Annotated in this window: 20 protein-coding genes and 1 pseudogene; 8 read left to right on the plus strand and 13 right to left on the minus strand. The window is 66.5% G+C overall.

The features are described 5' to 3' along the window. Nucleotides 1-7: 7 nt before the first annotated feature. From GN153_RS08135 to GN153_RS08150, 4 genes are all read right to left on the minus strand, one after another. The gene (locus GN153_RS08135; RefSeq protein WP_159901557.1) at nt 8-3,880 is read right to left on the minus strand and encodes a PAS domain S-box protein; all 3,873 of its coding nucleotides are present in this window, start codon (nt 3,878-3,880) and stop codon (nt 8-10) included. Between the two features lie 94 nt (nt 3,881-3,974). After that, nucleotides 3,975-5,423, minus strand: a complete 1,449-nt coding sequence (gene gcvPB / locus GN153_RS08140; protein ID WP_159901559.1) for an aminomethyl-transferring glycine dehydrogenase subunit GcvPB — start codon at nt 5,421-5,423, stop codon at nt 3,975-3,977. Further along, nucleotides 5,420-6,745, minus strand: a complete 1,326-nt coding sequence (gcvPA, locus tag GN153_RS08145) for an aminomethyl-transferring glycine dehydrogenase subunit GcvPA (RefSeq protein ID WP_159901561.1) — start codon at nt 6,743-6,745, stop codon at nt 5,420-5,422. Before gcvPA ends, gcvPB begins: the two co-directional genes overlap by 4 nt. 74 nt (nt 6,746-6,819) lie before the next feature. Beyond that, entirely contained in the window at nt 6,820-8,718 is a 1,899-nt protein-coding gene (locus GN153_RS08150) for a PAS domain S-box protein (RefSeq protein ID WP_159901563.1), read from the minus strand. Between the two features lie 90 nt (nt 8,719-8,808). Between GN153_RS08150 and GN153_RS08155 the strand changes: the two genes are divergently transcribed. Both GN153_RS08155 and GN153_RS08160 read left to right on the plus strand, forming a co-directional pair. Then, nucleotides 8,809-10,275 (plus strand): ATPase domain-containing protein, encoded by a 1,467-nt coding sequence (locus GN153_RS08155; RefSeq protein WP_201287828.1) that lies wholly within the window; start codon nt 8,809-8,811, stop codon nt 10,273-10,275. A 46-nt stretch (nt 10,276-10,321) separates the two neighbouring features. Next, entirely contained in the window at nt 10,322-10,921 is a 600-nt protein-coding gene (locus GN153_RS08160; protein WP_159901565.1) for a flavin reductase family protein, read from the plus strand. Between the two features lie 36 nt (nt 10,922-10,957). Here GN153_RS08160 and fer read toward each other — a convergent pair whose 3' ends face one another. The 3 genes from fer to GN153_RS08175 form a co-directional block, all read right to left on the minus strand. Continuing rightward, nucleotides 10,958-11,626 carry a ferredoxin Fer gene (fer, locus tag GN153_RS08165; protein WP_159901567.1) on the minus strand — a complete coding sequence of 223 codons (669 nt, stop codon included), beginning with the start codon at nt 11,624-11,626 and terminating at the stop codon, nt 10,958-10,960. Nucleotides 11,627-11,775: 149 nt separating this feature from the next. Then, nucleotides 11,776-12,114: a Rieske (2Fe-2S) protein gene (locus GN153_RS08170; protein ID WP_159901569.1), complete on the minus strand. Its 339-nt coding sequence runs from the start codon at nt 12,112-12,114 to the stop codon at nt 11,776-11,778. Beyond that, entirely contained in the window at nt 12,111-13,214 is a 1,104-nt protein-coding gene (locus GN153_RS08175; RefSeq protein WP_159901572.1) for an amidohydrolase family protein, read from the minus strand. Before GN153_RS08175 ends, GN153_RS08170 begins: the two co-directional genes overlap by 4 nt. 555 nt (nt 13,215-13,769) lie before the next feature. Between GN153_RS08175 and GN153_RS08180 the strand changes: the two genes are divergently transcribed. Then, nucleotides 13,770-14,582, plus strand: a complete 813-nt coding sequence (locus GN153_RS08180; protein ID WP_201287829.1) for a hypothetical protein — start codon at nt 13,770-13,772, stop codon at nt 14,580-14,582. Nucleotides 14,583-14,657: 75 nt separating this feature from the next. After that, nucleotides 14,658-14,783, plus strand: a complete 126-nt coding sequence (locus tag GN153_RS17795) for a hypothetical protein (protein ID WP_268893121.1) — start codon at nt 14,658-14,660, stop codon at nt 14,781-14,783. A 132-nt stretch (nt 14,784-14,915) separates the two neighbouring features. On the opposite strand, the gene GN153_RS08190 is transcribed toward GN153_RS17795, so the two are convergent. Both GN153_RS08190 and GN153_RS08195 read right to left on the minus strand, forming a co-directional pair. Beyond that, a complete protein-coding gene (locus GN153_RS08190; protein WP_159901576.1) occupies nt 14,916-15,707 on the minus strand; it encodes a CPBP family intramembrane glutamic endopeptidase in 792 nt (263 codons plus the stop codon). Between the two features lie 621 nt (nt 15,708-16,328). Next, entirely contained in the window at nt 16,329-17,225 is an 897-nt protein-coding gene (locus GN153_RS08195) for a CPBP family intramembrane glutamic endopeptidase (protein WP_159901578.1), read from the minus strand. Nucleotides 17,226-17,469: 244 nt separating this feature from the next. On the opposite strand from GN153_RS08195, the gene GN153_RS08200 reads away from it, so the two are divergent. From GN153_RS08200 to GN153_RS08210, 3 genes and pseudogenes are all read left to right on the plus strand, one after another. Further along, the gene (locus GN153_RS08200) at nt 17,470-17,865 is read left to right on the plus strand and encodes a DUF5518 domain-containing protein (protein WP_159901580.1); all 396 of its coding nucleotides are present in this window, start codon (nt 17,470-17,472) and stop codon (nt 17,863-17,865) included. Between the two features lie 130 nt (nt 17,866-17,995). Next, nucleotides 17,996-18,952: an alpha/beta fold hydrolase gene (locus GN153_RS08205; RefSeq protein ID WP_159901582.1), complete on the plus strand. Its 957-nt coding sequence runs from the start codon at nt 17,996-17,998 to the stop codon at nt 18,950-18,952. 344 nt (nt 18,953-19,296) lie between these two features. Continuing rightward, nucleotides 19,297-19,545: pseudogene (locus GN153_RS08210) on the plus strand (transposase); the annotation flags it as partial. Nucleotides 19,546-19,883: 338 nt separating this feature from the next. On the opposite strand, the gene GN153_RS08215 reads toward GN153_RS08210, so the two are convergent. From GN153_RS08215 to GN153_RS08225, 3 genes are all read right to left on the minus strand, one after another. Further along, the gene (locus tag GN153_RS08215) at nt 19,884-22,301 is read right to left on the minus strand and encodes a DUF2309 domain-containing protein (RefSeq protein ID WP_159901584.1); all 2,418 of its coding nucleotides are present in this window, start codon (nt 22,299-22,301) and stop codon (nt 19,884-19,886) included. Beyond that, nucleotides 22,291-23,778 (minus strand): proton-conducting transporter transmembrane domain-containing protein, encoded by a 1,488-nt coding sequence (locus GN153_RS08220; RefSeq protein ID WP_159901586.1) that lies wholly within the window; start codon nt 23,776-23,778, stop codon nt 22,291-22,293. Before GN153_RS08220 ends, GN153_RS08215 begins: the two co-directional genes overlap by 11 nt. 188 nt (nt 23,779-23,966) lie before the next feature. Continuing rightward, on the minus strand, nt 23,967-24,647 hold the full coding sequence (locus tag GN153_RS08225) for a PadR family transcriptional regulator (RefSeq protein ID WP_159901588.1): 681 nt from the start codon (nt 24,645-24,647) through the stop codon (nt 23,967-23,969). Nucleotides 24,648-24,793: 146 nt separating this feature from the next. Between GN153_RS08225 and GN153_RS08230 the strand changes: the two genes are divergently transcribed. Further along, nucleotides 24,794-25,810, plus strand: coding sequence for an amidohydrolase family protein (locus tag GN153_RS08230; protein ID WP_159901590.1), 1,017 nt, complete (start codon nt 24,794-24,796; stop codon nt 25,808-25,810). On the opposite strand, the gene GN153_RS08235 is transcribed toward GN153_RS08230, so the two are convergent. Next, nucleotides 25,807-26,292: an Lrp/AsnC family transcriptional regulator gene (locus tag GN153_RS08235; RefSeq protein WP_159901592.1), complete on the minus strand. Its 486-nt coding sequence runs from the start codon at nt 26,290-26,292 to the stop codon at nt 25,807-25,809. The genes GN153_RS08230 and GN153_RS08235 overlap by 4 nt on opposite strands. Nucleotides 26,293-26,306 lie beyond the last annotated feature (14 nt).

Consider the following 26,306-nt stretch of genomic DNA (forward strand, 5'->3'; position numbering starts at 1 on the left):
AAGCGCCTCAGGCCGGCAGGTGGAGCCGGACGACAGTCCCGCCCAGCTCGCTCTCGGCGCGCTCGAACCGGCCGCCGTACGCCTCGACGACCCACCGCATCAGCCAGAGCCCGAGCCCGCTGGCGTGGGAGAGCTGCGTCAGCGGCGTCTCCCCGGCGACGACGGCCCACTCCGCGTCGGGTAGCCCCGGGCCGTCGTCGGCGACCGCGACCGTCACCCCCGTCTCCGTCTCGCCGCCGGACACGCGGACCGTCGCCGGGCCGTCGTTGTGCTCGATGGCGTTCTCGACGAGGTGGGTGACCACCAGCGTCAGCCGTTCGTCGGCCCGGACCTCGACTCCCTCGTCGACTTCGGTCGTGACGGTCGCGTCTCCGGGGACCGTGACCCGGCCGACTCCGTCCTCGACCAGCGCCCGAAGCCTCCGGGGGACCCGGTCGTCGGCCCCGGCGACCTTCTCGATCTCGCGGGCCCGGTCGGCCACGTCCGCGACTTCCGTCGCCTTCGCGGCTGCCTTCTCGGCCAGGGTCGCCTCCTCCCCGTCCAGGGTCGCCGCCAGGTGTTCGACGTAGCCGAGGATGACCGCCAGGTCGTTCCGGAGGTTGTGTCTGAGGACGCGGTTGAGCACCTCCAGCCGGCGCTCGCGGCGCTTCTGTTCGGTGATGTCGGTGTAGATGCCAAGCACGTGGGTGGTGCCGTCGGCGTCGGCGAATGGCACCCCGCGAAAGAGGAAGTCGGCGGGCCCGTCGGCGGTCTGCCGGCGGACCTCCGCGGTGAACGACCGGCCCGCCTCGCCGGCCTCGCCCTCGACCCCGGTCGCGAGCGCCTCGGGGAGGTCGACCGGCTCCTCCCCCTCGCGGAGGAGGTAGCTGTCCAGGTCCTCGCCGACGACCGCCGCGGCGTCGTAGCCGAACACCTCCTCGAAGGCGTCGTTGACCGACTCGACGACCTGCCGTCCGTCCTCCAGGACGACGTCGACGACCGCGTCCGAGAGACTATCGAAGAGGTAGCTGAAGCGCTCGCGTTCGGACTGGAGCGCGCGTTCGGTCGCCAGCAGCTCCGAGCGGTCCCGGACCACGCCGACCGTCCCCGCGAACCCCTCGCCGGGGTACAGCGAGAGGTCGATGGTCACCGGGAGCTGCTCGCCGTCCGCCGACCGGAGCGCCGTCTCGGCGCTCGCACTGTCGGCGTCGCCGGCCCGGAGCCGGTCGACCGCCTGGCTGACCGCCCGGTCGGGAGCCGCCAGCACGTCGGCCAGCGGCGTCCCGACCAGGTCGTCGCGGTCGCGGCCCAGCCACGCCGCGAGCGGCTCGGTCACGTAGGTGAGCCGCCCGTCCGACCCGCAGACGTAGACCATATCCTGGACGCTCTCCAGGACCGTCTCGTAGGTGCGAAGCTCGGACTCGCGTTCGACGCGGTCGAGCGCCGCCGCGACGTTCGAGGCCAGCAGCTCCACCAGCGGCTGGGTGTACTCGGTGAAGGCGTCGGCCTCGGGCGCACCGATGCTCATCGTCCCGTGCTCCCCCAGCGGCGCGTAGACCGCTGCCTCGTACTCCTCGACGTCGACGGCCTCGCCCTCGCGGCGGACGGTCTCGCCGTGGTCGAAGGCCAGCCCCGCGCCGCCCTCGCCGGGTACGTAGGTCGGCCGGTCGGCCGCCTCGACCCGGTTGCCCGTCCCCTCGCCGAGCGTCGCCAGCCACAGGCTGTCGGTCTCCTCGTCGTACAGCCGGACGCCGGCGTCGTAGCCAAGCGTCTCCTCGGCGGCGGTGACTGCGACCTCGATCACGTCCTCGACCGTCGAGGCGGCCATCAGCGACCGGGTGGTGTCGTGGAGGTTCGCCAGCGCCTCGCGGTAGCGTTTCCGCTCGGTGATATCACGGAAGTAGACCGACAGCCCGTCGGGGGCGGGGTAGGCGCTGACCTCGAACCACAGGTCGAGCGGCGGGTAGTACGACTCGAAGCTGGTCGGTTCCTGGTCCTCCATGGCCCGCCGGTACTCCCGCTCGAACTGGGTGTCGACAGCCGCCTCGAAGACGTCCCAGACGCGCTCCCCGAGCACCGCCTCGGCGGTGACGTCGAGCACCGCTTCGGCGCGGCCGTTGATGTAGGTGAACTCCCAGTCGGTGTCGAGCGCGAAGAAGGCGTCGTCGATCCGCTCGAACACCCGCTCGGCGCGCTCCCGGGCCGCGGCGAGTTCGGCCTCGCGTCGTTCGCGTTCGAGCTCGTGGCTCACCCACTCCGCGAGCAGCTCGATGAAGGTCCGCTCGCCCTCCGAGAACTCCACGCGCGGGTCGGTGTCGGCGAAACAGAGCGTCCCGCGGAGTTCGTCGTCGACAGTGATACGCGCGCCGAGGTAGCACGCCAGCCCGGTGTCCTCGTAGGCCGGGTCGGTACCCAGCTCGACCGGGACGTCGGCGTGTTCGGTCAGCCCGGGCCCGTCGACGGTCCGGCGGCAGTACGCCCGCGAGAGCGGGGCCTCGACGCCGGCCTGGACCCCGGGGTGGTCGCCGCGGGCGTGGGTGACCCGGAGTTCGTCGGCCTCGGGGTCGATGTCGGTGAGGAAGGCCACGTTCAGCCCGAGCCGCTCGCTGCCGGCCTCCAGGGCGCGGTCAACCCGCTCGTCGAGGGAGAGGGAGGGGTCGGACGCCAGCGCCTGCAGCGAGCGCAGCGCCTCCTGATTGCGCTCCTGCTCCCGGCGGGCGCGCTCGCGGTCGGTGACGTCGTGGACCACGCCGACCACCCGGTCGTGGTCGTCGTCGGCGGGTTCGCCCTGTATCTCCACCCACCGGGTCTCCTCACCGGTGGTCACCCGGCAGGTGACCGCCAGCCGGCCACCCCGGCGGGCCCGCTCGGCGGCCCCCCGGACGGCGTCTCTGTCCTCGGGGTGGATCATCCCGACGAACTCCGCGGGCGTGACCGTCGCCCGCCCCTCGCCAAGCCCCGCGAACTCGACGGCCGGCCCCTCGAGGCGGATCTCGCCGTCGTCGACCGCCCAGTCGAAGACGCCCGACCCCGCCCCTTCGAGGGCCAGCTCCAGCCGGGTTTTCGTCTCCTCGAGGTCGCGCTCGCGCTCGACCCGGTCGGTGATGTCCCGGACCAGCCCTGTGAAGTAGACCTCCCCGTCGCGCTCGAACTCGCCGAAGGAGATCCGCGCGTGGACCTCGTGGCCCTCGGCGTGACGCACCGGGAGTTCGACCCCGCTCCAGTCGATGGTGCGCTCGCCCTCCGCGAGGTACGTCTCGACGCCCCGGTGGTGGGCGTCGTGGAACCGCTCGGGGATCAGCGTCGTCAGCGACTCCCCCAGCAGCTGCTCGGGAGTGTGGCCGGTGACCGTCTCGACGCCGTCGTTCGCGTAGACGATGGTGCTGTCGGCGTCGATCGTCAGGATCGCCTCGGAGGTGCTGTTGGCGATGGCCTCGAAGGCCCCGCTGTCGGCGGGCAGCGAGGAGTCGGTCGCCCGCGCCGCCCCCGCGCCGTCCGCGACCCCTTCGGCCGCGCCGTCCGCGTCGTCGCCGGGAGGGCTGGCGGCGTCGGAGCCGGGCCCGGGCGCCCCTCCGGAGCCATCCCGGATCCGGTCGGCGAGGCTCCCCTCGCCCGTCCGTGGATAGTACTCGGCACCGGTCTCGGCAGCCACCAGGGCGAAAGCCGGGTCGGGGGTTGCGGTGGTGGCGACGACCGGCAACTCCGGCGTGCGGGCGGCGAGCCGTTCGAGAACGTCGGCGGCCCCGTCGAGCGCCCCGTCGACGACGACACACTCCACGTCGGTGTCCGCGAGCACCGTCAGCGCCCCGTCCCAGGTCGCCGCAGTGACGACCAGCGGGAACGAGTCAGAGAGCGAAGGACCGACTGATTGCGGACGGATGTGGAGGACTGCCTGACTCATCAGGTTCGCTTGCACGTGCTGTCGAGCGGTGTTAAGTGCTGTGGCCACGCCGGCGGGCGGTCTGACGGCCCTGCTCCCGGGCGGACCGGCACGCTCACTCCCCGCCCCGGAGTGCCTGCCAGGAGAGCCGGGGCTCGCGGGCGGCTCCGACCTGGTCGACCCGGCGGGCCGCCGGCCGCTCGGGCGCGGCTTCGAGGGTGGCGTCGTCCTCGCCGGCGACGGCGTTGAACGCTTCGGCGAGCTGGTCGAGGGTGCGCTTGCTCTCGGCCTCTGTCGGCTCGGTCATCAGCGCCTCGGGAACGATCTCGGGCCACTTGGTCGTCGGCGGGTGGACGCCGTAATCGAGCATCCGCTTGGCCACGTCGGCGGCGTCCTGGTCGCCGGCGCTGGCGACGAACTCGTGGTGGAAGGGGCCGAAGGGGACATCGTAGTCGACCTGCTCGGCGAGGTAGTTGGCATTCAGGACGGCCTTGGCGCTGGCGTCGCGCAGCCCCCCGTCGCCCAGCCGCGCGATGTAGGCGTAGGCCTTCAGCAGGACCGGCCAGTTCCCCTCGAAGCCGTGGACCTTCCCTATCGTGTGCTCGGGCTCGAACAGCTCGTAGTCGGGGGCGTCCCCGCCCCCGGACCCGTGGTCCGTCTCCCGAACGCGGGGTGTCGGCAGGAAGGGAGCGAGGTCCTCGACGACGCCGATGGGGCCGGCGCCCGGGCCGCCGCCGCCGTGGGGCGTCGCGAAGGTCTTGTGGACGTTGTAGTGCATGATGTCGAAACCCATGTCGCCCGGACGAGCCCGCCCCAGCAGGGCGTTGAGGTTGGCCCCGTCGTAGTAGAGCAGGCCGCCGGCGTCGTGGACGGTCCTGGCGATCTCCTCGATGTCGCGCTCGAAGAGTCCGAGAGTGTTGGGGTTGGTGAGCATCAGCGCCGCCGTCTCCTCGCCGACCGCCGCCTCCAGGGCGTCCAGGTCCACGCGACCGTCCTCCGCACCGGGGAGCTCCACGACGTCGAAGCCGGCCATAGCGGCGCTGGCGAAGTTGGTCCCGTGGGCGCTCTCAGGGACGATGACCTCCGACCGCTCGTCGCCGCGGTGCTCGTGGTAGGCCCGGGCGACCAGGATGCCCGCGAACTCCCCGGCCGCGCCCGCCGGCGGCTGCAGCGAGACGGCGTCCATCCCGCCGATCCGCGCCAGGTAGTCCTGCAGGCCCGCGAGCACCGCCAGCGTCCCCTGGGCGTGTTCGGCCGGGCGGTCCGGGTGGACCGCCGCGTCGGGCAGCGCGGCCACGTCCTCGGTGAACTTGGGGTTGTACTTCATGGTACAGGAGCCCAGCGGGAACGGACCGCTCTCGACCCCGTAGTTCATCTGCGAGAGACGGGTGTAGTGACGCGCGAGTTCCGGCTCCGCGAGGCCGGGTAGCTCCAGCGAATCGCGGGTGAGGTCGTCGGGCAGCGGCGAATCCTCCCCACCCACGTCGACCTCCGTAGTGTCCTTCTCGGAAAGGAGGGGTTCATAGCGGTCGTCCTCGGCCCACCGGGCCTGGTCGTATCTCATCCGGCCACCTCCCGGAGCGCGGCGACCAGCCCGTCCACCTCGTCGGCCGTCGTCTCGGTCACAGCGACCTGGAGGAGGTGGTCGTCGACGGCGTGGACCGCGTATCCCTCCTCGGCCAGGTCCCCGGCGACGGCGGGTGCCGGCTGGTCGGTGTGGGCGAGAAACTCCCGGAAGTGGTGGCGGTCGTGGTAGGGAGCCTGTATCCCGGGCACCCCGTCGACGCGTTCGGCGGTCTCCCCGGACAGCCGGACACACCGTTTCGCGAGGTCGACCAGCCCGTCGGGCCCCAGGTAAGCGGCGTGGATCGCGACCCGCAGCGCCACCCAGGCCTGGTTCGTGCAGATGTTCGAGGTCGCCCGCTCCCGGCGGATGTGCTGCTCGCGGGTCTGCAGCGTCAGCGTGTAGGCCCGGCGGCCGGCGGCGTCCTCGGTCGCGCCGACCAGCCGGCCCGGTACCTGCCGGAGGAAGTCCTCCCGGCACGCGAACAGCCCCGTCCCCATCCCGTAGGCGGTCCCCAGCCCGAGCGTGGCGGCGTCGCCGACCACCACGTCCGCGCCGGCGGCCGCGGGCTCCTCCAGAAGCGAGAGCGCGACCGGGTCCGAGCCCAGACAGAACAGCGCGCCGTGCTCGTCGGCGACCGCGCCGATCTCCGACAGCGACTCCTCGACCGTCCCCCGGACGGTGGGGGTCTCCGCGTATATCATGATGGTGTCCTCGCCGGCCCGGTCGGCCAGCGCGCCGACGTCGGCGACGCCGTCGTCGTGGGGGTAGGAGTCGACGGTCAGCCCCGCACCGGCCGCGTAGTTGCGGAGCACGTCGGCTTTCCCCTCGCGCAGCAACTCGGGCACGAGCACGCGGTCGCCGTCGGTCGCGCGCACCCGGGCGGCGAGCGTCGCGGCCTCGCCCAGCGCGGTCGCGGCGTCGTAGACGGAGCAGTTGGCCACGTCCAGCCCCGTGAGCTCGACGACCATCGACTGGAACTCGAACAGCGCCTGCAGGAAGCCCTGGGCGACCTCGGGCTGGTACTGGGTGTAGGAGGTGAGAAACTCAGAGCGGTCGGCGACGTGGTCGACTAGCGACGGGACGTAGTGGTCGTGGTGGCCGCGCCCGAGAAACTCCGTGAGGTCGGCGTTCGCGGCGAGTGTCCCGGCGACCTCCTCGCGGACCGCGCGTTCGCTGCGGGCCTCGATACCGAGGTCCCCGTCGAACCGGACCGGCTCGGGGACGTCGAACAGCGCCGCCTCGCTGTCGGCGCCGACAGCCGAGAGCATCGCGGCCGTCTCCGCGGCCGTGTGCGGGGCGAAAGGAGAACCCTGTGGCATACCCGCGATTGGGCCGGGTGACAGTGATACCTTTCGGTGCTTCCCCGGTCAAACCGCAGGGAGGAACGTCGCGCTCACTCCTGCCGGGCCCGCCTGAACCGCATCCGGAGACACCCGACGGGCTCCCCGCAGTCCGGGGTCGCCGTGTCGTTCCCGGTACCAGCCGCCGCTTCGTCGTCGACCCCGGTGTCCGTCTCGACGGGAGGAGACTCCTCGACGGACAGCGAACCGTCAGATGTGAGTACCGCCCACCGGACCAGCCACAGCTCCATCCCGCGGGAGTGCTGGAGCGGAGTCTCGCTGCCGCGGCCGATGGCGTCCAGGTCAGCGTGGGGGATCGTCCCGGCGTAGTCGAGCAGTTCCACCGTCACCGATTCCTCCCCGACCGTGACCCGGATGTCGATCTCTGGGGTGGAGTCGGAGCCGGATCCCGGGTCGGTCGGGAGGGTCGTCCCGTCGACGGCGAACTCCAGCACCTGTCCGAACGCGGCCGGCAGCGTCCGGTGGACCTCCGCGACGGCCTCGTCGGGGCAGTCCAGCCGGATGCGCGCAGCCGGGTGCTCGTCGCGCACCCTCGCGATAGCCTCCTCGAGGACGGTCCTGAGGTCGTGCGGCTCGAGGTCGTGGTCCTCGGCCGAGACGAGACTCTGGAACTTCCGGACCTGATCGCTGATCCCGATGAGGTCGTCCGCGGCCTCGATTATCGTCTCGATGGAGTCGTCGCCGTACTCCTCGTGGAGGAGTTCGGCCCGGCTGCGGATGACGTTCATTCGGTTGCGGATGTTGTGGCGGAGTACGCGGTCGAGTACCTCCAGTCGCTCCTCGCGTTCGCGTCGTCCGGTCACGTCGCGCTGGAGGCCGAGGAAGTGGGTCACCTCCCCGTCCTCGTCGCGCACCGGGACGACCTCGAGGCGGTTCCAGAAGGGCGTGCCGTCCTTCCGGTAGTTCAACAGCTCGGTGACGACCGGCCGGCGGTCGTCGATCGCCCGTCGGACCTCCGCGACGGTCTCCTCGTCGGTCTCGGCCCCCTGGAGAAACCGACAGTTCCGGCCGAGTACCTCACCAGTCGAGTAGCCGGTGATCTCCTCGAAGGCCTCGTTGACGTAGATGAGTGGTTCGTCGTCCTGACGGGCGTCGGCGATGGTGACGCCCTGCCGGGCGGTCTCGATGGCCTTGCCGAAGAGGCTGAGCTGCTGTTCGCGCTCGCGTCGCTCGGTGACGTCGCGCATGACCAGCTGGACCGCCGGCTCGCCCTCGAAGGTGACCGTGACGCCGGCCACCTCCGCGAACACCGTCGCGCCGGTCGCAGAGACCAGCCGGAGGTCCCGGAAGGAGTCCAGCTTGCCGTCCCGGCCGACCTCTGCAAGCAGGTCAAACAGCGTGTCGTGCTGGTCGGGGGCGACGAGGTCGGTGACCGGGCCGTGGAGCGCCTCGGGTTCGGCCGCCCGGAACGTCTCCGCAGCCGCGGCGTTGGCGTAGACCACGTCGCCGTCCCGGAGCACGAGCACCGTCTCGGGAGTCAGCTCGACCAGCTGCTGGTACTGTTCTTCCCGTTCCGCGAGCCTGAGCGAGGCCCGCCGGGCGTCGATCAGGTTCTCGATGCGGCGGTGTAACACCTGCTGGTCGACCGGCATCGTCACCACCTCGTCGACCGGCGTCGCGGAGCCGAGTGCCTCCTCGACGGCGTCGTCCGGCGCGACGAGCAGGTGCGGGAGAAAGACCGGGTCGGCCGCCTCGACGGCCGCCGACAGCTCCTCCCTGGCGTGTTCCATCGCCGCCGCGTCGAGGAGACAGAGGTCGTAATCCGTCGGGATGTCAGCCTCGCTCGCGGGGTCAGCGACCGAGAGCCCGTACCCTGCCTGGGCAGCCAGCCAGTCGGCAAGCAGCTCCCGGTCCCGGCCCGGCGACATGCAAAGCAGGACTGCGGGTTTGGTCTCGGCGCGGACGGCGACACTGTGGTCGGCGCTGTTCATCAGTCCTGTTTCCGTTTTCTGAACATTGTACCACCGATATTTCCGTCTTGTGGCCGCAGATTTATACGGATCCCTCGCCTGCCTCGGCCAATGACCGAACGAGTGCGGCTGTCGACGGGGGTTGGACCACTCGACGAGATCGTCGGCGGGGGCTACATCGAGGGGCGGAGCTACATGCTCCACGGCCCCGCAGGCGCGGGGAAGACGATCCTCGGCTTCCACTTTCTGGACGCGGTCGGGGACGGGGAAACGGCGCTGTTCGTCAACCTCGAGGAGGACGTCGAGGAACTCAAAGCCGACGCCGCCTCGCTCGGCTTCGGCACCGATGACATCGAGTTTCTGGACCTCAGCCCCGGCGCGGACGTGTTCACCGAGGACCGCTCCTACGACGTCTTCAGCGCGGCCGACGTCGAGGCCGGTCCGCTGACCGAGGCGATCACGGAGCGTGTCGAAGCCGTCGACCCCGACCGGGTGGTCGTCGACCCGCTGACGCAACTCCGCTACGTCATCGACGACGACTACCAGTTCCGCAAGCAGGTCGTCGGTTTCACCCGTTACCTCAAATCCCGGGGCGCGACCGTGCTCTTTACCGTCCAGGAGACCGGCCGGAACCCGACCGACGACCTCCAGTTCATCAGCGACGGCTACGTCTCGCTGCGGACCGACGGCGACCAGCGCCGGGTGACGGTGCCGAAGTTCCGCGGCTCGGCGACGAGAGGCGGCGACCACGCCTTCCGGATCACCGGCGATGGGGTCGAGGTCTACCCCGCGCTCGCGCCGGACGAACACGGCCGCTCGGCCGACCGGGAGACGCTCTCCTCGGGCGTCGACGAGGTCGACGACCTGCTCAACGGCGGGGTCGAGCGCGGGTCGGTCACCATCGTCAGCGGGCCCACCGGGGTCGGGAAGACGACCCTCTGTACGCAGTTCGCAAACCAGGCCGCGACCCGGGGCGAGCGGTCGGTGGTCTACCTCTTCGAGGAGTCGGCGGGGACGTTCCGCAAGCGCTCGGAGGCCATCGGGGTCCCCGTCGGCGAGATGGTCGAGGCGGGAACCCTCCGGGTCGAGGAGATGGAGGCGCTCGACCTCTCGCCCCAGGAGTTCGCCGCTATGGTCCGCGAAGAAGTCGAGGACTACGGCGCCGGAATGGTGATGCTCGATGGGCTCTCGGGCTACCGGCTGACCCTCGAGAGCGAGGACGGGATGCTCCAGCAGCTCCACGCCCTCGGGCGCTACCTCAAGAACATGGGGGTGACGTCGCTGCTCGTCGACGAGACCAGCGCGGTTGTCGGCGACTTCCGCGCCACCGAGCGGAACGTCAGCTACCTCGCGGACAACATCGTCTTCCTGCGACACCTCGAATTTCAGGGAGAGCTCCGGAAGGCCATCGGCGTCCTCAAAAAACGAACCAGTGACTACGAGCGAACCCTCCGGGAGTTTGCCATCACCGGCGAGGGTATCCGGGTCGGCGACCCCCTGACGGGGCTGCGGGGCGTGCTCACCGGCACCCCCGAGTTCGCCGGCGAGGGACACTCGTCGATGGACCTCGGGGAGTGAACGTCGAACCGCACACACCTATACCGCGCCGGCCCCAGGGCCGGGTATGGAAGTCGACCCGCGGACACACGAGCGGTCGATGTACCGGACGCTGACGGGCACGGTGGTCCCCCGCCCCATCGGCTGGGTGTCGACGACCGGGCCGGATGGAACCGACAACCTCGCCCCCTACTCCTTCTTTACCGTGGCCAGCGTCGACCCGCCGGTCCTCCTGTTCTCGACGGTCGCCCGCCCGGACCGGCCGGAGGGCCTCAGCGACACCGCACGCAACGCCCGCGAGACCGGCGAGTTCGTGCTCAACGTCGTCACCGAGCCCTTCGCCGAGGCGATGAACGAGACCAGCGCCACCCTCCCGCCCGGGGACAGCGAGTTCGACCACGCGGGCCTGGAGCGGGCCGCGTCCACGGCCGTCGAGCCCCCGCGGGTCGCCGGGGTCGAGGCCGCCTACGAGTGCCAGCTCTACGACACCGTCGAGGTCGGCTCGAACACGCTGGTGCTCGGCGAGGTAGTCTACGCCCACCTCAGCGACGGCATCCTCACCGACGAGGGGAAAGTCGACGTCGACGAGGTGGCGGCGGTCGGCCGGCTGGCCGGTAGCGGCTACTGTTACACGCGCGAGCGGTTCCGGATGGAGCGGCCGGACTGACTGGGGTATCGCGCCCGGCGCCCCGCGAGTCGGGGTTCAGTCGTCGGCGTGCGCCTGCTCGAATGGCTTGGGGGGTAACAGGAGGTCCTCGAGTTCGGGCATGTGTTTGACATTGTAGAGGACCTGGAGGTGGTCCGAGAGCGGAACCGCATTACAGGACAGTTGAATGCCCTCCTCGACCATCTCGTCGGGGAGGATGTGGTCGATCGGCGTGGAGAGTTCCCCCTTCCTGACGACGACCGCACAGTTCGCACACGCTCCGCCCCGGCAGGCGTAGGGCCAGGCGTACCCCTCGTGCTCCGCCGCTTCGAGCAGGGTGTCGCCCGGCTCGACCCGAAAGCTACCGTAGTCCACCGTCCCGAGGTCCGCGTCGGCCGCCTTCTCGAAGAGGTCCGGGTCCTCCAGCCCCCAGCCGTAGTCGTCGAGCACCTCGTAGTTCAGGTACTCGACCTCGGGGTGCATCGACCGCGAGTCCCGCCCGCTGGCGTCGTCGCCGGCGTCACCGTCGCCGTGGTGGGCCTCCCCGTCCGACGCCGGCCGCTCCCCCGACATGGCCTGCTCGTAGGCCTCCCTGACGGCCTGAAACGCCCGCGCCGACCCGCCCTGGTCGGGGTGGGTCTCCTTCATCCGTTCGCGGTAGGCCTCCTTGATCTCCTCCTCGTCGGCGTCGGGGTCGACCCGCAGAATCTCGAACGGGGAGCTCACGGGTCGACATAGGCGTCCCGAAAATTAAGGGTTCTTATCAGCGAGGACGGCACCCCCGGACCGCCGGTCCGAATAGCCGCGCCGGACGGGCGCGCCGGGCAGCCGGTCACCGTCGGCCGGGGGCGTGGCCGTTCGGCCGAAGCGCGGCCTCAGAGTCGGAGGTAGACGTCGCCGCCCTCGACGACGCACTCCGCCTGCGGGAGCCGGGCGCCGACGTCGGTGTCGAAGCAGTTCGCGCCGCCGTCGAGGTCGAACTCCCAGCCGTGCCAGGGACAGACGACCCGGCCGTCCTCGGTGTCGACCCGACCCTCTGCGACGGGGCCGCCCTGGTGGGGGCAGACGTTCCGGTAGGCGTAGAGGCCGTCCCCGGCCACGCAGACGAGGTACTTCTCGCCTCGCACGTCCACCACCTGGGGCTGTGCCTCGACCTCCTCGAGGCTCCCCACGCGGTACCGGTCGGTCGCGTCGCCCTCGGTGTCGGCGCTCATACACCGGGAAAGGCCGCGCGGGCGTTCTCGTGGTAGACCTGCTCCCAGCGCTCGCGGGGCATCGTCTTCTTCACGACGGAGGGGGCGTCGAAGTCCCAGTGGGGCCAGTCCGTCGCGAAGAGGAGGTTGTCCCACCCGCCGGCGAGTTCGGCCATCGCGTCGATGCAGCCGTCCGGAATGGTCTCCTCCATGGGCTGGGAGACCACCCAGAAGTCCTCAGCCCAGATCTCCGAGGGCAGGCGGTCCAGGTCCGGCGCCTCGTTGGGCCGGGCGAGAAACTCCTTGTCGAGCCGGTAGATGTAGGGTACCCACCCGAGCCCCGCCTCCATCGAGACGAAGCGCAGGTCGAACCGCTCGGGGATGCCACGGCAGATGATACTGGTGATCTGGGCCATCTGCTGGAAGGGGTGGGAGATCGAGTGGACCTCGAGGAACTTGTGGAAGTAGTTGGTCTGGAGCGGGAACGTCGAGTGGGTCGTTGCGGCCCCGTGGATGCCGATGGTGAGGTCGTGGCGCTCGGCGGCCTCGTAGACCGGCTCGTAACGCTGGTCGCCCAGCGCCTTCTCGGGGCCGACGGGATTGAGGAACACGCCGACGACATCGTCTTTCTGGCCGTACTTGTCGATCTCCTCGGCGCCCACTTCGGGGTCCTGGACGGGTACAAGCACCGTGCCCTTGAACAGGTCGCCGGCGTCGAGCCAGGTGTCCATCAGATAGCGGTTGTACGCCCGGCAGAGCTCGTTGGCCACGTCCCGGTTGCCGATGAGACCGTGGTAGAGGTTTCGGGTGGGGGTGATGACCGCCGTGTCCAGCCCGAACCGCTCCATCACCTCGCGCTCGTCCTCCGGCCCCTCGACGGAGGCGTATCCCGACCGGCCGCCGGCCGAGCGGTCCCAGCCGTCGCTGGGGTAGCCGAAGTACTCGCTCTCGGCGTAGCGTTTCTCCTCGCCCTCCTCCATGTAGGGGATCAGGTCGTCGATCTCCTCGCGGATGTGGGCGTCGCAGTCGATGACCTCCTCCTCGACCGGCTCGGCCTCCGCCCAGCCTTTCTCCATGATCTCTCCCTGCTCGGTCGCGGGGCGTCGCTCCGGTTCTGCCATGGTATGGCGTAGCAAATCGGGCGGGCATAAGGATTTCGAGTGGCAGGCCGCGTCCCGGACATGAAACGCGGCGAGTCACACGGGAGTGCGGGTTTCCGCAGAGAAGTTGGACTACAGTGGGCCTGGCGGTAATGCGCGGGCACGGACTGATTGACCGTCGGGGACTGGTGTGGGTCAGTTCTCAGCCGCCGTTTATCATTCCAACAATGAGACTGGTGGTTTCTGAGCCGGCGGACAACGTTACTCGGGGTCATCCTTGCCCGGCTGGCCCGCTACCCGACTCCGGTTTCCTTCTTCAGCAGGGAAAGCGTGTCCTGGTCTGTCGTGATCGGCGGCTGTTCGTATCTACCGGTCAATTCGGTCTGTACGAGCGGATCGACCGCTCGCCGGAACCAGACGCGCAAACTCGAAGGAGGACTCGTGACCGGTTCTGGCGCCTGTGAACGGGTTCTCAACTGAGGAGAACCACCGACACAGCTAATGTGTTACCTGTCCAACAATAGTCCGGTGAACACCATGCCCAGTCAATTTCGTCTGTGGCACCGCATCTCGACAGTGGCCGTCATCGCTCTCGCTACACTGTCGTCGCTGGTAGGCCTCTTCCGGCCTAACCACTACCGGGCCGCTCCTGACCTCGTCACATCCTATCAAGTACAGGATTTCACGATACTCCTCATCGGTATTCCCGTCCTGGCTGCCGGGCTGTGGATGGAAATGCGGAACTCACCCCGTGGTCGTATCGTCTGGCTCGGAGGGCTGGCGTTTATGACCTACATGTGGGCCTCGATAGCCACCCAAACTCCGTACAACGAGCTGTTTCTCGTGTACGTGTCGCTGTTCGGGCTCTCTCTGTTCACGTTCGTCGGCGGTATGCTCACGACCGACCCGGACACGGTCCGTCGGCGGGTCGAGGAGTATATCAATCCGACGCTGTACGGTGGGACCCTGCTGGTGATCGGGGCTGGGTTGGCCGCACTGTGGCTGTCTGATCTCGTGCCATCGTTACTCAGTGGGACCACGCCGTCGCTGGTCGAGGAGTCGGGGCCACAGGCGCTGGCGAGTCACGTCATCGATCTGGGCGTCGTGGTGCCCTCGGTATTCCTCGCTGCGGTGTGGTTGCTTCGAGGGCGTACCTGGGGGTACGTCCTCACCGGTGTCGTGTTGATCCTCGGTGCGACGCTCGCGGCCCCTATCGGTATCATGACGCTCGTACTTATGACAGGAGAGACGGTGACTGTCAGCCCCGTTGCTGTCTTCTTCACGTTCCTGCCGATCGTCGTCTCAACCGTGCTGGCCCTGATGTACCTCCGGTCGATGGCGGAGCGAGAGCAGCCCCCGAAAGACGATCACCGTCATCAGTACACGTGATCAGTGTGCTCTGTGCCTCTGAGCGATTGGGTGGTCGCTGCGTATTTACCGCGTTCGTCGGCGAAACGTGGGCCGGTGACTGACCTGACACTCCTCGTCTTCCCGCTGGCTACTGTCGTCCTCCTGCTCTACCGGCGGTGGGCGAAGAAAGTACGGCCGACAGACTTTCCGTCACCGACGATGGGTACCACAGGCGACTGAGCCCGGTATCCCCGGTCGCTGGGCGACGAATAGCGCCGAGTGTATCTCACTACGACCCGGATCCGCTGCCGGTGAGTACACCCCCGGGATTCAAGCACAGTCCCCACGCGCTGCTAGACCGGATCGAGGGGGTCAGTGAGAAGAGCGCCACACGCGCCCGACTCGATTTGCGACTCTGTCGGAGACGAATACGACAGCGACGATGATCGTCGTTACGACGACAAGTACTCCGGACTCGCCGACCCACGTCGTCGCTCGCGCGCCGCTCGAAAACGTGTCGAACGGTCCCTGGATGACCGCATTCCACGCGGAGTGGCCCAGTATCGCCGGCCAGATGCTTCCAGTTTCCAGCGTCCACGCCGACCAGAGCACCGTCAGGGACACTGCCACGACGACGAACAACGCGGCCGAGAGTGCCCGGGACTCACCCGCGGCGTACTGTCCGGTCAGAATCGCGGGGACGTGCCAGCACCCCCACAGAACGCCTCCCGTCAGAATCGGTGCCGGTACCCCGGCGGTGACCAGGCGAGAGGTCATGTATCCCCGCCATCCGATCTCTTCCCCGGCTGCCGAGATGACACCGAGGACTGCTCCGAGCGTCGCGGCAAAGAGCAAATTCCCAGCGAATGCCGACATCGGATCCGGCGTGCCTGCCGGAGCAGAAAACGCGACGAGACCGAATCCCCAGGCGGTACCGTACGCGATGGCGCCGACGACGAACGGGAACAGTATCGCCTGGAGCACCCGAACGACCACCTCGCGACGCCTCAGTCGGAACGACAGGTCATCGAACCCCTCGCCGTTGCCGACGCGTGCGACGGCCGAGGCGATTGCGGGCGTCCACATGAGGAGAAGGACGTACTCGAGTTGCTGCTCGATGGGGGTGCCGGCACTGATGATCAGATACAGGAGCGGGATCGACATCAGGAGGACCACACCGAAATAGAGGAAAAGCCCCCGGCGAGCAGTATGCACTTCCTCGGCTGCCGGTGCGTCGCGAGCGTGTATCGAACTCATGACAGGGTGGTGAGACCGCGAAGCATCTCGTCGTGCGATACGCGATGGCCTGCCGGACGAGCGGATTGCGGCTCCCCCCGTGCTCCCGTTCTCAGTGCTCTGTCCCGCCAGTCGGTCATCTACTCACCCCCTGTTGCCGTTGCGGGGAGAACTCGGAGGCGTTCGCCCCGCTCGCTAACCAACGGTAGTACCACGCCCTGCGGGTGAGGGCCGGAATGCCTGCCAGAGACGCGAACTCGAAGACCGGGACCTCCGCCACCACGAGCGGCTGGCAGGTGTACGTCCCGTGCGGTGAGCCCGTCGATCCGGAGGGCGGCCCAGCCGACGCCCGTTATGACGGTGAGCGTCGCCGACAGGACGACGGCGAAGCTGCACCGGCTCCAGGGGTGTGGGGAGAGCGCGAGCGGGACGACCGCGATGAGCAGTCCCGTCACACCGAACAACAGCGCCGGTGGTCCCGGCCGTCGCTCGAACTCGACCGGCGACCCCTCTTCGATGGGTCGGGGGGTGGAACGTTTGGTCATGGTGTTAGTCCGTCGGGTGTTGGCGTCTCGACTCGGCGCCATCCGGGAGACGGCGCATCCCTGCCTGCGCGGCGTCAGTGACATCACCGCGGGCGAGACTCCGCCAGCCGAACGCCAGCAAGAGCGCACCGACGAGGACCGCCCACGCCACGAAGCGAGCGAGTTCCCCGGTCGGCGTGAACATCCCTTCGACGGGATAGAGCCCCTGAGCCGCGTTCACTCCCGCGTGGAACACCATCGTGAGCAGGACGCTGCCGCCCGTGCTGTTGTACAGTAACGTCGCGACGATCGAGATACCGATGACGATGACCGCGTAGATGGGCAAGTCGACCGCCCAGCCGGTGACGCCCCGTTCGATGATACCAGCGGGTGCGTGCCAGACGGCCCAGACGGCGCCGATGACGAGACTCGAGACGAGGGCGCTGTATCGCTCCTGCAGGTAGGGGAGTGCGAACCCCCGCCAGCCCAACTCCTCGTTGCCACCACCCCAGATGAAGATATTCAGATACGCCAGGGGCATGGACGCAAGCGGACTGACCTCGTTCCAGTTCAATCGTCCACCGAGCAGGATGTGGACCCCTGCCATGAGGGCGTACAGAACCAGGGGGAGCCCGAGCGCGGCGAGCCACCAGCGCGGCGCGACGCGCCACCGGAGCGCCTGCGAGAACCAGCCTTTCAGACTCCCGCCCGTCAGGTACGTCACGATCGCGGCCGAGACGGGCGGTCCGAAGCTCCCGGCGACGAGGGCGAGGATAGCGGTCGTGTTGTACGCGATCCACCCCCGGTCGATAGCAGTCAATACCGGGAACCAGATTCCCCAGGTGAGCGCGTATGCACCGGCAAAGAACGCGAGAACCGGGCGTTCCTCGATCCACCTGCGGACGGTGTGCATGCTACTCATGATTGTTGCATCCTCTCGTCGTCGACCTGGAGCAGCTCGTGCGTCTGTACCCGGGGGAGCACATCGAGACGTTGTCGAAGGGTCATAGTGAACCAAGACCCGGTCATTCCCGGAGACTGGCTTGGGCCGGGATTCGAAGACATCACCCATAAATGTAAAATCAAAATATATTAATTCCGAGGTTGATTCCCGGCCTGCTGGAACAGGCGGCGCACTCTATTCGGCTGCCAGTTCAACAGCTAGCATGGTCGAACGAACCGAACTCAAGAATGCAGCCATCGGCGCAGTGGTAACGGTCGTCCTCGCGTTTACAGGCTTCTCCGCACTGCTCGGTGGGGGGATCGCGGGCTATCTACAGAAGGTGTCCCCGGAGCGCGGTGTGAAGACTGGCGCGATCTCTGGGGGTATCGCGGTTATTCCGATACTCCTCGTGCTCGTTCTGGGCTTTGGCCTCTTCCTCTGGCAGCCTGGAGCGCTAGGAGCCGGGGGCGTGGAACTCGCCATTGTCCTGCTGGTCATGTTTCCGCTGCTTTTCGCCTGGATCATCGGATTGAGCGCGGTCGGCGGCTATGCGGGCGCGTATCTCTACTCGGACGCGCGGTCGAGGAGCCGTGAGCCGGAAGCTCCGAGGAAACAGTGAGGGTGTTAGAGGTGGTGGTTTTGGTGAAAAACGTCGGTCTGGATTCACACAACGTCGAACCTCTCGCGCTTCTTCGCCGCCAGTCTGGTCGGCGGCCCTACCGATGAGCACTCTCGGGCGACGGGCGCGAGTGACCGCTGCGATCGTGGCGCTCGGCGTGGCGACCGCAGTTGGCTACCGCGCGTATCGAAACTACCGGGCAGACATGGACGAGGCGTACGCGGCCGTTGACAGAGCCGAGAGCGAGACCGTCGAGACGTCAGTCGGCACCGTGGAGTATCGGACCCTGGGGTGCGGCGTCCCGGTGCTCGTCTCGCACGGCATCGTCGGCGGGTTCGACCAAGCTCTCCAGACGGGCGTGAATCTCTTCGACAGTGACGTCAAGCTCATCGGCGCGTCTCGGTTCGGCTATCTTGGCTCGGAGCTGCCAACCGAGGCGACGCCGGAAGCCCAGGCGGGGGCGTACGCGGAACTGCTCGACGAACTCGGAGTCGACGACGCGGTCGTCGTCGGCACCTCGGCCGGCGGTGCGCCCGCGATCAGGTTCGCACTCGACCGCCCCCATCGGACGCGTGCTCTCGTGCTGATCGGGTCGACGGCACCGAGCGCTGACGAACTTGCGGGACCGACTGGTCCGCCACACGGCGTTCTCCAAGACCCCGTATTCTGGTTGCTCGCGAACCACGCACCGTGGGTCTTTCTCAAGCTGTTCGGGCTCGATCCGGACGACTACGAGTCCGCGTCGTCGGACGAGCGACGCCGAGTGGGGGCGCTGCTCGAAACCCTCGTACCCGTCGAGCCCCGAAAACCAGGAGTCTACAACGACGAACGCGTGACCAACACCGCCATGGCGGAGCACTACGGTGAGTACGACCTGGAGAGTCTGGACACACCGACGCTGATCATTCACGCAGAAGACGACCCGCTGGCGTCATTTGAAGACGCAAAGCGAATGGCCGACCGAATCCCGAACGTGACGTTCCAGCGGTACGAGACCGGCGGTCATCTGGTGTTCGGCCACGGGGACGAGATACGTCAGACAGTTACTGACTTCGTCGCGTCGTCCCGTGACTGTCCGGACACCTGAATCCTGAGCGACCCGCCAGCGAAGAGAATCCCCTGGGCCACCCAGCGGAAGGGCTGACTGCTGGGGCGTACGTATTGTAGCCGGGCCGAGCGGTTCTCCACTGACAGGAGCCATCGTACCAATGCGTCTGCACACTACGAGTGCGCTCCCCGGTGACCCGGATGCCTCGTGAACTGGTACGTGTGGGCTACGCCATCCTAGTCAGTGCGGCAATTCGGCCTCTAGGGATGTTTCATACAACAGGTCAGATACCGGAACTTGCGACTGCCCCCTGCGAGGTCGGGTATCATCTCGCCGCCGAGACACTGGCAGCGCTAGCTCTCCTCACAGCCGGGGCCGGGCTTTTCATCACGGAGTACGGCCACAGGTGGGAGGCCGAGAGCGGTTACAGATCGATAAAGCGGTTCATGGCGGCGACAACGTCGACGGATTTCGGATTCCGGTTCTTTTATTTCGTGTGTCTGCTGTACTCGGTCTGGCGAGCCGTTGATTTGCTCGTCCAGGTTGAGTTGACTGGAGAATACGAGCATTCGCCACTTGTGACGGCCGACAATACGCTGACGCTGCTGAAGAAGGAAACCGGAATCGGATAGCGAGGGTCTCTGCCGGTGGTAGCGCGGTGTCCGAGTGGCGACACTACCCGCGGTTTCGGAGACACTCCAATCGGTTGTTCATCCAATAAGACCACCCTTCAGAGAGCGATCTGAAGCAGTTTCTGCTACTGGATTCAGCCGAAATAACCCATCACAGCCCCGCGGAACCCGGTGTAGTCTCAACTCCCCGTCCACACCCACAGAAGCTGATAGAGTTGGCTTGCGAAAGACAGGGCGTCGATTCAGTCGGTTACACCCAACAGGGCAGTTGCTCTTGTTCACTCTCTACTGTTCGAGGGCGAGAACCCATCAAACGCTGTTCGCGGTTTCCGGAACGACTAGTCGTCTGCGACAGCCCGAGTGCTAGACATGCCCGGATGTGTTTTGGTCTGTTCGGACACCGCCATCCACTCCAAGGACCCCTCGTAGTGGAAGACGCGGTGATCCTGAGTCGGATCGACGACTGTCAGTGAGAGCCAGTTGTTGTCCAGAATTTCGGTCAGTTCCTCGTGGTCGGCCAAGATGTCGGTGACGCGCTCGACCGGCGCGTGGACGACCGTCGAGAGACGGAGCGGCTGGTGGTGCGGTTCGTCGTCTGCGATCAGCAGTGACTGGAGCGGGAGCCCGGCCATCAGGTCGCCGCCGTTGCCCTGATAGACACCGATGTTACCGACTGGGTTCTGGGTCACCTTCGACCCGCTGCCGTAGACGGCGTTGTCGACCGTCGAGAAGTAGTACTGGGTGTTGATCCACTGGGTGACGACCATGGGGCCAGTCAAGATAGCCTCAAGCGCGTCTCCGTCGGGGTCAGTCGACCAGTCGTACGAGTGGAGGAATACACGCCCGTCGAGGTCATAGCCGCTGGTCAACTCCCTGGGTCCGACCACGAAGCCAGCGTTGCCAGCCAGCCCCCACTCGGGACGCGTCTCGGCCCAGTCGGCGGCACGACGTTCCGTCTCGGTGACGCCGGTGGCGCTGTCGGCGCCCATCGCCTCGGCACGCTCGGTAGTCGCGTTCTCGCGCGCCGTCGTGAGGTCCGTATGCAACTGGTCGAGGTCGTCCGAGTGGCTCTCTGGCACGTCATCCACCAACAGCTCCACCTCGTCGGTCGTCGTGTTGTGCTGTCCGGCAACGAAGACCGTGTCCTCAGGAATGTCGAAGCCACGGTCGCGGAGTTCGGCCCTGACAGCCCCCTCGTTGCAGATTTTCGCGAGGACACGAGCATTCGGCCCGCCGGGGTTGCCCGCACAGGCACCGCAGTCGAGACTCGAGTCGTAGGGGTTGTTCGCCGTCTCACTAGCATGACCCGTGAGGACGACGAGCCGACTGAACTCCGTGAAACCCATCAAATCGAAGGCAGTCGCGGCATACTCGACCTTCTGCTCGTGGGTCAGGCCGGGCGGCAGGTCGCCGGAATCGGTGTGCTGGTGGTGGACCAACGGGTCACAGAACTCGTGGTAGTCGGGCACCAGCTCGGCGGCGGCGTCGACCAGACCGTGGACCCGTCCGGGAACGAGCGTCCGGGCTGCGAGTGAGAGCCCGTAGCCGCTCCCAGCAGCCTCAACGTATCCGTAAGCAGTAGCCGCATTGGCCTCCAATATCTCAATGACTTCGTCGGCGGCTGCACGCATGCCGGACCAGCGGTCATGGCGTGCCTGCGTAGCGTCATCAGTCGGAACGTCGGTGATGTGGTGCTGAGGGTCGAGAATCGGGGGACAGGCATCGACCGACACGTCGGCATCGTATCCCTGGTACTCCATCGGGATACCGAAGAAGCCAGCGTACCCGTGGGTCTCGTAGTCACCGGTTGCCTCGATGTGGCGGCGGATGACCTCCGAACGGGTGTCGATACAGAAGACCAACTGCGCGTCTGGGCGGCTTCCCGACGTATCGGTGTTGTCCACTGACTGACTCTGGGCCGCGACGGTCCCGACGAGGGCTTCGCGGTAGGTCGCCTCCCACGCACGCAGGAACGCCTGAGCGATGGTATCGGCCGGGTTTGCGTTGCCCACATCGTTCGCGGGCTCGATGTTAGCGTCGACGGCATCTAGCAGTGCCAGACGCGCCGCAAGGTATCCTTCCAATGAAATCGGGTACATCGACTGCCATGCATCCTCGTCCTCGGCGCGCTGCTTGATGAACCCGGTCCAGCCCGGGAGCGCAGCCAGTTGCTCCTCGAGGATTGGCATCCACTGACTCTCAGGGTACGACTGCAGGGCCCCCTCAATAGCCTCGATCGGCGATTCCGGCAAGTCGGCGATGACCCCCCCGTCGGGGATATCGCTGTCGTATTGAGCCATTCCACGGAAGACAGTGTAGAACCCGGCCTCGCGGTTCGGCATCGACCAGTGGGCGCTCCCTTCGTCGAGGAAGGCTGCCAACCACTTGGTCAACACTTTATCGACGTGGTCCCGGGCAGTGTCAGCGGCCTCGTTCACGGCGTCGGGCGCGTCGGCCGCCTCGGCCAACCGGTCGAGTAACGTCTCGGGGTCGTCCTCATAGCCCGCCTCGGTGAGTTCTTCTTCGAGGATTCCCTTGTCGATCTGACCGCGTTCCAACGCCGTTTTGAACGTCCGGGCACTGGGGTAGCCGCGGCCGCCCAGTAGAGTGGCTGCCTGTTCGACGGCTTCCCCGAACGGCTGATCCTCGAACCCCGCGAGAGGGTTGGCCGTCACGAACGAGTGGATGGGCCAGAGGGAGCCGACAGTGGTCGCTGCTTCATCGATGCTGTCGCGAATGGCGGATTCAGTACTCATTGTAGTCCTCCGTGGAAGTCAGTAGGGTGTTCGATGAGGGTTGGGTGGCGTTCAGCAGTGCCACGTAGAGACGCTGGCTGTGCTCGTGGATGCCAGTCTCTATCGCGACGTAGATGCCGACGAAGGTGACTGCGATGACGCCGTGGAGCAGGGTCAGTTCGGTCGTTGCCGTGCTGACATCCAGGAGGCCCGAGACCCCTTCGTAGACAACGGCGTAGATGACGATGGCCGGGAAGAACACCAGCGGAACGGCCCCGTAGCGGACGAGCGTCGGAAGTGAGGTGTGCTGGACTGCGCTGCGGGCCGCGTGGAGCGTGGTGAAGACGACGAAGAAGGTCAACAGGAGGCCGCTGTCGACGCTTGCTCCCTTGCCCGTTAGCACCGTGAACACCAGGCCACCGGCGAGACCGGTCAGCAACGCCACGACGAAGCCGACGGCACTCGTCATACGGCCGATCGTGTGCTCGGTGGTCTCGCTCGGACTCGTGTGTTCGACCTGTTCGCCCGAACTGAGGAACTGATAGGCCTTGTAGAACCCGTGGAGAATGAGGTGGGTGATCGCAGCCCCGAAGAAACCGAGCCCGGCCTGCATGATCATAAAGCCCATCTGACCGACTGTCGAGCAGCCGAGTTTGCCTTTGATGTCCGTCTGGACCGACTTCAGGAGCTTTCCGCCGCCAGCACTCGCCGCGCCGATGGCCACCACTGCGAGCATGAGCGTGGAGTCGACCGTAATAACCGGGGCAAAGCGAGTCAGCAGGATGCCGCCCGCGTTGACGAACCCGGCGTGCATCAGTGCAGACGCCGGCGTCGGTGCGGTCATTGAGGAGAGCAGCCAGTCGTGGAACGGGATGAGGGCGGACTGGATCATTGCCGCGAGCACGAGCGCGCCGGCGGCGACCAGCCACACCGAACCACCGAGCGTGTCGGCGGCCGCGCCGATTCCGGAGACCGTCGTCGAGCCGGTCGTCCACCACAGCGCTGTCAGCGCAATCCCAAGCAGTACGCTACTGGCGATAAAGTACTTGCGAGCGACCGTCGCAGCGGCCTGTGCCTGTTTCCAGCCCTCGTTGACACCGATGAGCTCGGCCATCACCAGACCCATCGCCACCCACAGGAATCCGAACAGTGCGACGTGGTCGGCTGCGACGAGTGCCATCACGGCTGCGGTGAACCCGAACATAGCGAGGAAGAACCTCGTTTTGTGGGTGCTACCGGCCATGTAGCGGCGTGAGTAGCTGTGAACGATACCGCTGAAGAAGGTAACCACCACCCACATCAGCACAGTCAAGCCGTCGATGGCAACCAATCCAGGGATTTCCCATACGGCACCAAACCGGATGCTGGCGATGAGGACGACGACACTCGCGACGAACAGCGACCACACGAGCCACGTTAGTGCAACGGGCACGAACGGCGAATCCGCCGTCGTGTCCGGGAGCGCTCCCACCGTCGGTTTCGAACTGTGTCCTGACATCGTTCAGCCCATCGTACGACTTATTGCGGCACCCGAGCCGGTCCCGACGGGTCCGCTTCTGGTCGCTTTCACCACCCCCTTGAACAGAGTGGTTGTTAAATCTATCTATATTCACATTCTGTTCGTCTTTCAACCATTATAGAACATTATGGTCTCTCAGCGTGCACGGAGACGCCCGGTAGGGGGAGTCAGGCCAGGAGGCCTGCGACACGTATCGACTTATCGTCGGGGAGACGAGCCCGGATTGTGGTCGGGTCTGTCGCACCGTCGAGGGTGACCAGATACCGCTTGTCCGGGAACGAACTGTACGCACCGTCCTGATCGTGAACGTAGCCAGCGACCGTCACCGACGAGGGGAGTGCCTGCTGGAGAAATCGGACCTGTTGGCGGACGTTGTACTCGGCGAGTCGGTACCGCACCTTCTGAAGCGGCAGCGATTCCGTCAGGACTCCCTCCTCGAACCCCTCGCCGACGAGCGAGCGGAGCGGATTTAACCGTACTTCGACCCCGACAGGTGAGTCTGCATCGGGTGCAACCCACCGCTCATAGGCGTCTTCGAGAACCTCACAACTCGTGTGCCCCACAACGATGACCGCTGTGATGTCGTGCTGGGCTCTGAGATGCTCGATGGTGCTGTCTGGAACCGTTTTCCCCTCGTATCGTTCCTGTGTCTGATTCCCGAGAGTCTCGACGCTAACGACGTTCCAGGTAGCGTCAACCGGCCACAGCGGCCCGCGGAGCTTGCAACTGCTCATCGAGCACGAGACAACGAGTGCCGTCTGCGTATCCGATCCGTGTCCCATGTCGCTTCGAGGGCCGGCCCAGTCTTGAACTGATTCGATGACAGATTCGAGATCGTCCCCGTTCATTCTACGGTATGTCACCTCCGCTCGGACCTATCGCGGTCACCATCAGACCTCTCCGACTACTTTGGTCCTGAATCAGCATTATTTTACCGAAGCGTTCGGTATACTCAAACAAAAAACCATATCGTTATAGACACGGAGGTACTGGTATGGAAGCACTCTCGGGAACTCTCCTGACCGGCCGGTCGTTCGAGCCGATGCGGGGTCGTGTTGTTATCGAAGACGGTCAGATCGCGCGTATCGAGGAGACAGAAACGACATCGGCCGATATCATACTGCCGGCGTTCGTCAACGCTCACACGCATCTAGGTGACTCCGTTGCGAAGGAAGCAGCTGTCGGCCTGTCACTCGACGAAGCAGTGGCGCCGCCGGACAGTCTGAAACACCGACGATTAGCGGCTGCTGACCGTTCCGACTTGGTATCAGCGATGCGCCGGACGCTCCGGTTTATGCAGCGAACGGGGACGGTCTCCTGTTTGGACTTCCGGGAGTCCGGAGCTGCCGGGGCACGCGCGCTCCGTGAGGCGGCAGCGCCCGTTTCCCTCGACCCGTTCATCTTCGGGAGCGGAAAGCAGTCCGTCCTAGGTGTTGCCGACGGGTACGGCGCCTCCGGGGCAAACGACGGGGATTTCACCGAACAGCGTGCTGCCTGCCGGAAACGCGACGTACCCTTTGCGATCCACGCTGGCGAACCCGATACGACCGACATCCACCCCGCGCTCGATCTGGAGCCGGACCTCCTCGTCCATATGGTGCACGCAGAACGGGATCACCTGCAGCGAGTTACAGAGCAATCAGTCCCGGTGGCGGTCTGTCCGCGCGCGAATACCGTTCTCGATGTCGGAATCCCTCCAGTACGGGAATTACTCGACCGCACGACAGTCGCACTCGGGACTGACAACGTCATGCTGAATCCCCCGTCGATGTTTCGGGAGATGGCGTACACGGTGAAACAGTTCGACGTGACTGCCCGAGAGGTGTTACGGATGGCGACGACGGCCGGTGCCGATATCGTTGGACTCGATTGTGGTGTCATCGCTCCCGGCCGGCGCGCAGCACTCCTCGTCCTCGACGGTGACTCGGACAATCTGACGGGTTCTGTCGATCCAGTACAGGCAGTCGTTCGTCGCGCGACCGAGGTGGACGTCAAACGTGTCCTCGTCTAGGAATCGTCTTCTGTCTGAGTCCTGGAATTGAACTTTCCGAAGGGCGTCGTCTCGTGACTCCGAACGAGGACTTCGTCGGCAACGGTGAGCCCCATATCGAGAAGTTCCTGTGCAACGGGTGTAATGTCGCTGTCCGTCTCGCCGACTGCAGTGACGAGGAGGTTCTGTTCACCAGTGACCAACTCCTGAACCGATACCACTCCATCGATGTCCAGAATATCCGGGACGAGGTCACCACGTTCGGGAATCGCAGCGGTACAGTAAAGCAGCATTCGGAGCGGATAGCCTGATTTCTGATAGTCGACGCTAGCGCTGTATCCCTTGATTACGCCGTCGGATTCGAGACGCTGAATGCGCTTGCGGACAGTACTGTCGGAGGTTCCGGTCCGCTCCGCGATGTCTCCGGACGACATGTTTCGAGCGTCTTCTTGGAGTGCATACAGGATCGCTTTGTCGACATCGTCGATCTCCTCGTCAGTCATATCAGTGTGTCCGC

The sequence above is a fragment of the Salinirussus salinus genome (genome assembly GCF_009831455.1).
In the GTDB taxonomy this organism is placed as follows: domain Archaea; phylum Halobacteriota; class Halobacteria; order Halobacteriales; family Haloarculaceae; genus Salinirussus; species Salinirussus salinus.

Excerpts from the sequence above, each read along its gene's own strand:
- GN153_RS08135 (WP_159901557.1), bottom strand. The coding sequence starts at position 3,880 with ATGAGTCAGGCAGTCCTCCACATCCGTCCGCAATCAGTCGGTCCTTCG.
- gcvPB (WP_159901559.1), bottom strand. The coding sequence starts at position 5,423 with ATGAGATACGACCAGGCCCGGTGGGCCGAGGACGACCGCTATGAACCC.
- gcvPA (WP_159901561.1), bottom strand. The coding sequence starts at position 6,745 with ATGCCACAGGGTTCTCCTTTCGCCCCGCACACGGCCGCGGAGACGGCC.
- GN153_RS08150 (WP_159901563.1), bottom strand. The coding sequence starts at position 8,718 with ATGAACAGCGCCGACCACAGTGTCGCCGTCCGCGCCGAGACCAAACCC.
- GN153_RS08155 (WP_201287828.1), top strand. The coding sequence starts at position 8,809 with ATGACCGAACGAGTGCGGCTGTCGACGGGGGTTGGACCACTCGACGAG.
- GN153_RS08160 (WP_159901565.1), top strand. The coding sequence starts at position 10,322 with ATGGAAGTCGACCCGCGGACACACGAGCGGTCGATGTACCGGACGCTG.
- GN153_RS08170 (WP_159901569.1), bottom strand. The coding sequence starts at position 12,114 with ATGAGCGCCGACACCGAGGGCGACGCGACCGACCGGTACCGCGTGGGG.
- GN153_RS08175 (WP_159901572.1), bottom strand. The coding sequence starts at position 13,214 with ATGGCAGAACCGGAGCGACGCCCCGCGACCGAGCAGGGAGAGATCATG.
- GN153_RS08190 (WP_159901576.1), bottom strand. The coding sequence starts at position 15,707 with ATGTCGATCCCGCTCCTGTATCTGATCATCAGTGCCGGCACCCCCATC.
- GN153_RS08195 (WP_159901578.1), bottom strand. The coding sequence starts at position 17,225 with ATGAGTAGCATGCACACCGTCCGCAGGTGGATCGAGGAACGCCCGGTT.
- GN153_RS08200 (WP_159901580.1), top strand. The coding sequence starts at position 17,470 with ATGGTCGAACGAACCGAACTCAAGAATGCAGCCATCGGCGCAGTGGTA.
- GN153_RS08215 (WP_159901584.1), bottom strand. The coding sequence starts at position 22,301 with ATGAGTACTGAATCCGCCATTCGCGACAGCATCGATGAAGCAGCGACC.
- GN153_RS08220 (WP_159901586.1), bottom strand. The coding sequence starts at position 23,778 with ATGTCAGGACACAGTTCGAAACCGACGGTGGGAGCGCTCCCGGACACG.
- GN153_RS08225 (WP_159901588.1), bottom strand. The coding sequence starts at position 24,647 with ATGAACGGGGACGATCTCGAATCTGTCATCGAATCAGTTCAAGACTGG.
- GN153_RS08230 (WP_159901590.1), top strand. The coding sequence starts at position 24,794 with ATGGAAGCACTCTCGGGAACTCTCCTGACCGGCCGGTCGTTCGAGCCG.
- GN153_RS08235 (WP_159901592.1), bottom strand. The coding sequence starts at position 26,292 with ATGACTGACGAGGAGATCGACGATGTCGACAAAGCGATCCTGTATGCA.